Here is a 7151-nt window from a genome sequence, read left to right as displayed (position 1 = left end):
CGGCGTGATCTTGATGCAGACATGCTGCTGGTCTCACTTTCAGTAGAACCCCCATTTTAAGAGGGCCCACTGTCCTAAATCTCCACAGCAGTCCAGGTGGCGTTTTCAGGCGGGGCTGATGTTCGATCGCTCACGATGTCCGTGTTCCTTCTTGGTGCAGGGAAATAGTGCCTGCCGTGGATGGGTTGTTTGCTGTGGAGTGGCAAAATACTGGGTTGTTGCGCAAGAGGTGTGCGGGCGCTTCTGAGACACCCACACACACCTTCTCGCCGGTGTTACCTACTTTTTGAAGGCGTCCTTGATGTTTTCGCCGGCATTTTTGATGTTGGCCTTGGACTGGTCGTTCTGCCCTTCGGCTTTCAAGTCCTGGTTACCGGTCGCTTCTCCGTGGCCTTCTTTGGCTTTTCCGGTGAGCTTTTCGGCGGCGTTCTTGATTTTATCGTCCAGTCCCATGTGGGTTCTCCTTGTGTTGGTGTCAGCCTCGGCGGCGTGCCGGGGGTGTGTTGTCAGAATAGTTCTACAGCGGTTCGTTTGCTTCAGCACTTCAGCACTTCTAGTGGTGGCGGTGGGGTTTTAGCGGTGCACTTTCCGTCGTCCTGTGATTCCTTCGGCGACGCCGATTAGAAGGACGGCCGCGATGACGGACACGATAAAGCCGAGGATGTTCAGTTCGAAGATGTCTCCGGTGCCTAACAGGTTGGCGATGACGCCTCCGATGACTGAACCGGCTAGGCCGAGCAGCAACGTCATGAATATGCTGAGGTTCTGTTTGCCGGGTTTGACCAGTCGTGCCAGGGCGCCGATGACGAGCCCTGCAATGATGAATCCAATCATGGTGTGTTTCCTTCTCGTTGTGTACCCGGTGGGGGGCCTGGGTGTTGGTTGTTGTTACCTGGAGAGCTGCTGTTCGCTGTCGTTTCAGAAGCTCCTTCGTCGGCAACGGTTGACGGTCTCATTCGCTTAGCGGTCTGATTCGTTCTTCTGGTTGGGATCTTCGCGGCGGGTGCCTGCGATTTCGAGGAAGACGGTGCATGTTGTGTCAGGTGGCGTGGTCTTAAGTACGGCTTCTTTGAGTGCCGCGGCCAGGCTGCGGAGTACGGCCGGTGATTGCGCGTCGCTATACACGCCGATGCGCGCCTTCACCTGAACGACTCCCTGGTCCGTGGTGAGGCTAATCCGGACAGTCGCTTCCGTCTGATCGAGGGTGGCTTTGAGACTAGTGAATACGGCGGTGAGCGGGTTGCTCGGGTAGATGTCGGCGACGCCTTCATGATTCGCGACAAGGTCTTCCAAATCCGTGGCGGTAATCATGGCTTCCCTCCCGTGGAAACTTCCAGGTCAACAACGGAGATGTCGATGTCGGTGATGTTCAGTTCGGTGTGACGGTTCAGGATGTCGCGTATTTCCGTGCGGATGGCAGCGGCGAGGCTGGGGAGGTGCTCGTCTTTCCAGAAAACGGAAATCTGCACATCCACGGTGATCTCTGTTCCGGGTTCGGTGAGGTCTCCGTGTAGGCGGCAGCGTCCGACTAACGCGCCGTTGACTTCATCCCCGGCCGAGCGGATGAGGGAAAGGACCGTACCCTCGGTTTGGGTTAGGGACAGGTCGGGGTCGTCACTGCTGATGGTTATTGTTCTGCCGGCCCGGGCTTGGATAGAGATATTAGTGAACAACTCAGCAAGCCAGGTTTCATCATCATCGGTGTGTAGTTCCATGTCACGCTCCAGCAGCGAAGGGGTGAGTTCGTGCAGTCGGGTGAGCGCGGCCAGGGCCGCCTGGCACTCCGGGCACGCCTCGATGTCCCGGTTCAGGGGTTTGCGGCCGTTGGAGAGGTAGTCATTGAGTTCATCAATGGTCCGCCCGCATCCGAGGGTGCCTTCGGTGTAGTCATCGTCGCTCATCGCCATGCCTCCATTTCCTTCACCAGTGTGCTTCGTGCCCGGGTGAGCCGTCCGCGGACAGTTGATTCGCTGACACTAAGTTCCGCCGCAATTTGTGCGTAGCTCATCTCGCCGATCTCCCGCAGCGTCCAACATTGCCGCTGGTCTTCCGGGAGGGTTTCAAGGACCAGAGACAGCGCGTCGGCCGCCGACCGGTTTTCTACCTGACCCGCCACATCGTCTGAGGGCGAGCCAGGGTGGTGGTGATCGCCAATACTTTCGTCGGGTTTTCGACGCCGAATCAGGTCAACCGCCTTATGCCCAACGATGGACATCAGCCAACTCTTAATGGACGTGCTTTGACGCACATCTTCCATCCGCTTCCACGCCGCGACCAACGCTTCTTGCACCACATCATCGGCGTCGGCGCCGTACCCGCCCAAGAGGCGGGCAGCGTAGGCGCGCATCATCTTCGCATACCGCCGGATCATCACCTCAAAGGCCTCCGGGTCACCGTCGATCGAGCGCTCCACCAGCACAGCATCAGCAGCTCCCGCAAGCTTCGAGGCATGAGGTTGATGAACCGGCGTCAAAGGGGGCTCCTTAAGGGTTTGATGATGAAGCTTAGTTCTGATGATGAGTTCTGACGGTGAAGCGGCGGGCAGCTGGCCAACAGCATCCAGTAGAAATAGAGGCAGTGGTATTCATCACACAAAGCGGCATCAGACCATTTTTGGTAAGTCGAGTCCTAATAGGTCGTATCCGGTCCAGCTTTCATCACACGTTTTCTTCGTGATCTTAATCACACACTGGAGGAAGGAAGTTTTGCGGATTTTGCCGTGACGTTTTGGCTTTGGTTTGCGACTTATCTCTGTAAGCAATTACCGCAAACATTTATGAAGGAGCACAGCGCATGGCTGAGAATCAGACGACGGATAAGAGCACGCAAGGCATTCAGGGCAGCTCCACCCAGGGCAGCTCGGCTCAGGGCGCGCAGCACAGTGGGACGGCGTCCCGGCAGAAGAGCGGACCCCTCCACACCGATCAGGGTGACACGACGATCGCCGAGACCGTTGTGCAGAAACTCGCTGGTATGGCCACCCGTGAGGTGCCCGGGGTGCACGCGATGGGTAGCGCCGGACGGCGTGCCTTCGATCAGATTGCTGAGCGGATTCCCGGCTCGCAGACCAATGTCAGCGGGGGCGTCAGTGTTGAAAAGGGTGAGCGTCAGACCGCTATCGACATCAGCGTCGTCGCCGAATACGGGGCGTCCATTGTGGACATGAGCCAGAACATTCGCCGCAACGTGATCAACTCGGTGGAGCGGGCCACCGGCCTGGAAGTCATTGAGGTCAACGTCAACGTGACCGACGTGCACCTGCCCGAAGATGACACCGAGAACGACGACTCCGGGGTCAAGCGCAGCCGGGAAAACGAACTCGAGTAGATCCCGTCCGCCCATCCACCGCACACCCGATAGAGAGGGGCATCTAATGTCTCGGAGCAGCATAGGTTTATTCGTCGGACTGGTTTTGGGGATCGTCGTCGTCTTTGGCGGATTCCTGGAACTACTCGCCGTCATCGTTTTCGGAGCCGTGGGGCTGGTCGTTGGACGTTTCCTGGACGGCAAGCTCGATGTCCAGGAACTCCTCGGTAACCGATCCAACAGGCGGTGAGCGCGATGAGCGCCACCACCGACGGGGCAGGAGAACGCGGTGCCCTTCAAGTCAGCGAGAAGGCGCTGCGCAAGATCGCTGCCCAGTCTGCCTCCGAGTTGCCCTTCGTTGGCGGTGTGACCGGTGGAGTGTTGGGTATCGGTCAGGACAGCGACATCAACGCCCGACCCAAAGCCGACATTGAGCTTTCCGGGCGCACCGCGTTCGTGACCCTATCCGTGGCCATGGCCTACCCCTCCTCTTTACGGGAGGGAACACAGAGGCTACGGGGCCGCGTCAAAGATGCCCTTGAATCCTCAACCGGTATCACGGTCGGACGGGTAGATATCGAGATCACCGCCCTGCACACAGGCCGCGAAAGCGCCGGAAGGGAATTATTGTGAGCATCACACAGTCACGATCTTTACGGCACCGGCCCAGCCGGACAGTGCCGGCGGTGGTGACCGCAATCATCCTGTTCGCCGTTGGATGCGCAGCTGTATGGGCGGGCGTTGCCGCGCTTCAGGGAAATACTCACCTGGTTGAAACGGCAGCCGGTATCGGGACGCAGACACCCTGGAACAGTCCTGCCGGCTACACCATAGCCGCCGTGTTGTTGGTGGTGGGCCTGGTGCTGCTGATCGTCGCGCTGTCCCCCGGGAAGTACAACGCCATTAGGCTCAACGACCCTGCCGCCAACAGCACCAGTCGGGCCCGGTCTTCTTCGCCGGTCGAGTACGTGATCGGGCGCCGGGCACTGGGCAGACTCGCCCGCACCCGGGCGGAACAGGTCGACGGCGTTGAATCCGCGGCGGTGAAGGTTTCCCCGCGGCGGATCGATGTGGCGGTAGACACCTACCTCGTTGATGCCACCGACCTGCAGGAGACGGTCCGGCAGCGCCTGGAACAAGCTCTCGCGGATCTGGATCCTGCCACCCGGCCAAGGATCGGCGTGAAGACCACTACCCGCACGCTCGACTGAGCCCGGCTGACGTAAAGGAGATTACTTATGAGACACTCAGCCGGCCGATTGAACCGCACCTGGCTCGCTATTATCGGCCTGTTACTCACGCTGACGGGAACCGCGTGGCTGCTCATTGCCACCGGAATCCTCGACACGTTTCTGCCCTCTGAGTTGGTTTCACCGGAGGCGTCCGCGCCGCCGGTAACGGCTGATCCCGCCCAACTTGGATCGGCCCCGGCCGTGCAGGGGATCCTCATCGGTGTCGGGGCACTGCTGGCACTGCTGGCTCTGGCCTGGTTAGCCGCGCAGATCCCCAAACGGCATCAAGCCAGCCGGTATCGCATTCAAGAAGATGCTTCCACCGGGATGACCACCCTGAAACCGGATGTCCTTCAAGACGCAGTGAACGCCGAGATTGAGATGATCCCGGATGTCCTGCACGCACGCAGTGTCCTCCGGGGATCCGCTGGCTCCCCGGATCTGACCATCAGGGTCACCCTCAGCTCCCGTGCCGACACCCAACGGGTGCTGGCAACGATCCGGGAAGAAGCGATCGAACACTTCGCCGCCAGTCTCGGGGCGCCGCTGGCCCGGTTAGCGGTCGAGGTGGACATGGACACCCGGACCCGGAAAAGCTCCACCGTAACCCTCTAAAAACACATCAACAGATAAGGAAATAAATCATGAGCTTCATGGACAAAGCAAAAAACAAGGCCGAAGAAATCGCCGGTAAAGCCAAAGAGGCAACCGGAGACGCCACGAGCAACGAAAACCTCAAACGTGACGGACAAACCGATCAGGGATCCGCGCACACCAAGCAGGCTGGCGAGAACGTCAAGGACGTCTTCAAAGGCGACAAGTAGCCGCCGCGGATGAGAAACCGCATCATCGGCGCCATCACCGTCGCCCTTATCGGCTGGCTCAAAGGCCGGCTCGGGCGACGGTCCCGCGGGCACAACAACCGCCCGCACCGCTAATCTCGCCAGGCCACCGCGAAAGGCTCCAGCTACCGGGCCCGTTGGCTCTGCCCAACAATCCATAGCTGGACGCGACTCGTTATGTCCGAGACGGAACGTGGCACGGGGTCGGAGGAGGAATGAATACCGCCCCTCGACCCCGTGCCGCCACCGTGTAGGACACATCATCACAATGACCGGTGTGGTCGAACCGGAAATCAGGGAAACGGCTGGTTTCCGCGGGATACGACGGACACCCACGTCACGCATTAATGAGTGCCTGTAGGAGAAAATCATGGCCCCGCAGCAAGAACGCAATGACCTGCCCCAGTAGACCGCGAAGCGCCAGAAGGCACCACACCCCCCAATACGACAAAGAACCGCAGCCCACAATCCAATCAACAAGCGGAACATGACTTCGCTGAAGAGGTCGAACAACGCCTGGCCAAGAACCATGACGCTGACACACAGGATCAAGCAAGGACCAGCCAACTCGCGCTGGAAGAAGACGAAGATAGCCTAGCCAAACCCAAAAACAGCTAAAATCCCAACTCAGATACTCTGGGGGCTACGCTGACAGAGCACCAGCACCAGCACCAGCACCAGCACCAGCACCCGGGCAGTGGCGAGTGTTGCTGGAACCACTCTGTCATCTTTCCTGGCTGACCGCCGTCCGGCTGGCCTGATCGTAGACCGCGCTAAATCCAGCAGCCATCAACATCGGGGGAAAAACGAGGAAGTAGCCAAAATGTTCACCGCCAGTATCGAGGACGATTTCCTGCGCCTGAATTGGAAGCCGGGAGTGTGCATCGAGTACGCGGACGCAGTCGAGGCAGCCCTGGCGTTGCACACCCTGCGGGGCGAGGAGCCCATGCCGTTACTGGTGAACATTGTAGGTCTACGGGGTGTGACGCCTAAAGCACGCGCGGGAATGAACGCATACCGTTCGTACACGAAGGTAGCCCTGGTAGGGGATAGCCCTATGGGCGCGGTCCTCGCCGCTTTTTCATGGCGTTCGCGAACCCCGACTCGTTACTTCACATCAGAAGACGAAGCGATCATATGGCTGATCCGCAAGTCATCTCCAAAGCAATCTAAGTGAGACGACAGGGCAATCGCTAATCCTTTTGACGGGCTGAACGTGATGGCACCCCTTGTCGAAGCACCCGGGGTTTGGGCTGTGAGACGACGGAGTAGGCCAGTTCGTCCCCCTTTAGGACCAGCATCAGTTTGAGGTCCATGGCGGTCAGGCTCGGGTTCCGGGTATCTATAGCAGACCGTTATCGGCGTTTTCGGGTGCTCAGGGCAACCTCGCGTAGTTTTTTCCTGTACCTTTTCTTCTGCCTCATCACATTTGTCCACCATCAGGTCACATCCATGAAAGCTCAGTACGCTTGGTATAGAGATCGTTAGGGATAGCGGTTATCAGTGTCGGCGTCCTGGAGGTTCCCCTAACTCCTTCGGCGCCGAGACCATCACGTTAGGGGCGGGCTCCGACGTTCATTCATCGTTAGCTGGCCAGGCCCTTGTTCGACGATGCGATGCGAGTATCCCGAGTAGGGCCTGTTGCTCTGGTGGCTCTTGTTAGACGTGGGTATGATTGGACTGCTGTGGAGATTTAGGACAGTGGGCCCTCTTAAAATGGGGGTTCTACTGAAAGTGAGACCAGCAGCATGTCTGCATCAAGATCACGCCG

Annotated in this window: 12 protein-coding genes; 7 read left to right on the top strand and 5 right to left on the bottom strand. The window is 58.8% G+C overall.

The genetic code is table 11. The annotated features are described in order from the left end of the window. Positions 1-279: 279 nt before the first annotated feature. From IWX64_RS16330 to IWX64_RS16310, 5 genes are all read right to left on the bottom strand, one after another. A complete protein-coding gene (locus IWX64_RS16330; RefSeq protein WP_196868180.1) occupies positions 280-453 on the bottom strand; it encodes a CsbD family protein in 174 nt (57 codons plus the stop codon). 120 nt (positions 454-573) lie between these two features. Beyond that, positions 574-834 carry a GlsB/YeaQ/YmgE family stress response membrane protein gene (locus IWX64_RS16325; protein WP_196868179.1) on the bottom strand — a complete coding sequence of 87 codons (261 nt, stop codon included), beginning with the start codon at positions 832-834 and terminating at the stop codon, positions 574-576. Positions 835-960: 126 nt separating this feature from the next. Further along, positions 961-1311: a hypothetical protein gene (locus tag IWX64_RS16320; protein WP_196868178.1), complete on the bottom strand. Its 351-nt coding sequence runs from the start codon at positions 1309-1311 to the stop codon at positions 961-963. Beyond that, a complete protein-coding gene (locus tag IWX64_RS16315) occupies positions 1308-1901 on the bottom strand; it encodes a hypothetical protein (RefSeq protein WP_196868177.1) in 594 nt (197 codons plus the stop codon). Before IWX64_RS16315 ends, IWX64_RS16320 begins: the two co-directional genes overlap by 4 nt. Continuing rightward, positions 1898-2473 carry an RNA polymerase sigma factor gene (locus IWX64_RS16310; protein WP_334683376.1) on the bottom strand — a complete coding sequence of 192 codons (576 nt, stop codon included), beginning with the start codon at positions 2471-2473 and terminating at the stop codon, positions 1898-1900. The genes IWX64_RS16315 and IWX64_RS16310 overlap by 4 nt, the downstream gene beginning before the upstream one ends. A gap of 320 nt (positions 2474-2793) precedes the next feature. Between IWX64_RS16310 and IWX64_RS16305 the strand changes: the two genes are divergently transcribed. The 7 genes from IWX64_RS16305 to IWX64_RS16275 all read left to right on the top strand — a co-directional run bounded on the left by IWX64_RS16305 (position 2794) and on the right by IWX64_RS16275 (position 6557). Then, entirely contained in the window at positions 2794-3327 is a 534-nt protein-coding gene (locus IWX64_RS16305; RefSeq protein ID WP_196868176.1) for an Asp23/Gls24 family envelope stress response protein, read from the top strand. A 46-nt stretch (positions 3328-3373) separates the two neighbouring features. After that, positions 3374-3556 (top strand): DUF2273 domain-containing protein, encoded by a 183-nt coding sequence (locus tag IWX64_RS16300; protein WP_196868175.1) that lies wholly within the window; start codon positions 3374-3376, stop codon positions 3554-3556. Between the two features lie 5 nt (positions 3557-3561). Beyond that, on the top strand, positions 3562-3939 hold the full coding sequence (locus tag IWX64_RS16295) for an Asp23/Gls24 family envelope stress response protein (RefSeq protein ID WP_196868174.1): 378 nt from the start codon (positions 3562-3564) through the stop codon (positions 3937-3939). Further along, complete coding sequence (locus IWX64_RS16290; protein WP_196868173.1) at positions 3936-4517, top strand: DUF6286 domain-containing protein; 582 nt, start codon at positions 3936-3938, stop codon at positions 4515-4517. The genes IWX64_RS16295 and IWX64_RS16290 overlap by 4 nt, the downstream gene beginning before the upstream one ends. Positions 4518-4544: 27 nt before the next feature. Next, positions 4545-5153, top strand: coding sequence for a hypothetical protein (locus IWX64_RS16285; protein ID WP_196868172.1), 609 nt, complete (start codon positions 4545-4547; stop codon positions 5151-5153). Positions 5154-5182: 29 nt separating this feature from the next. Then, positions 5183-5362: a CsbD family protein gene (locus IWX64_RS16280; RefSeq protein ID WP_196868171.1), complete on the top strand. Its 180-nt coding sequence runs from the start codon at positions 5183-5185 to the stop codon at positions 5360-5362. Positions 5363-6203: 841 nt separating this feature from the next. After that, on the top strand, positions 6204-6557 hold the full coding sequence (locus IWX64_RS16275) for an STAS/SEC14 domain-containing protein (RefSeq protein WP_196868170.1): 354 nt from the start codon (positions 6204-6206) through the stop codon (positions 6555-6557). Positions 6558-7151 lie beyond the last annotated feature (594 nt).

Source organism: Arthrobacter sp. CAN_A212 (genome assembly GCF_015752345.1).
Lineage (GTDB): Bacteria > Actinomycetota > Actinomycetes > Actinomycetales > Micrococcaceae > Arthrobacter_D.
Note: the sequence above shows the minus strand (reverse complement) of the source record. Positions and strands in the feature narration are given on the sequence as shown.

Excerpts from the sequence above, each read along its gene's own strand:
- IWX64_RS16330 (WP_196868180.1), bottom strand. The coding sequence starts at position 453 with ATGGGACTGGACGATAAAATCAAGAACGCCGCCGAAAAGCTCACCGGA.
- IWX64_RS16325 (WP_196868179.1), bottom strand. The coding sequence starts at position 834 with ATGATTGGATTCATCATTGCAGGGCTCGTCATCGGCGCCCTGGCACGA.
- IWX64_RS16320 (WP_196868178.1), bottom strand. The coding sequence starts at position 1,311 with ATGATTACCGCCACGGATTTGGAAGACCTTGTCGCGAATCATGAAGGC.
- IWX64_RS16315 (WP_196868177.1), bottom strand. The coding sequence starts at position 1,901 with ATGAGCGACGATGACTACACCGAAGGCACCCTCGGATGCGGGCGGACC.
- IWX64_RS16305 (WP_196868176.1), top strand. The coding sequence starts at position 2,794 with ATGGCTGAGAATCAGACGACGGATAAGAGCACGCAAGGCATTCAGGGC.
- IWX64_RS16300 (WP_196868175.1), top strand. The coding sequence starts at position 3,374 with ATGTCTCGGAGCAGCATAGGTTTATTCGTCGGACTGGTTTTGGGGATC.
- IWX64_RS16295 (WP_196868174.1), top strand. The coding sequence starts at position 3,562 with ATGAGCGCCACCACCGACGGGGCAGGAGAACGCGGTGCCCTTCAAGTC.
- IWX64_RS16285 (WP_196868172.1), top strand. The coding sequence starts at position 4,545 with ATGAGACACTCAGCCGGCCGATTGAACCGCACCTGGCTCGCTATTATC.
- IWX64_RS16280 (WP_196868171.1), top strand. The coding sequence starts at position 5,183 with ATGAGCTTCATGGACAAAGCAAAAAACAAGGCCGAAGAAATCGCCGGT.
- IWX64_RS16275 (WP_196868170.1), top strand. The coding sequence starts at position 6,204 with ATGTTCACCGCCAGTATCGAGGACGATTTCCTGCGCCTGAATTGGAAG.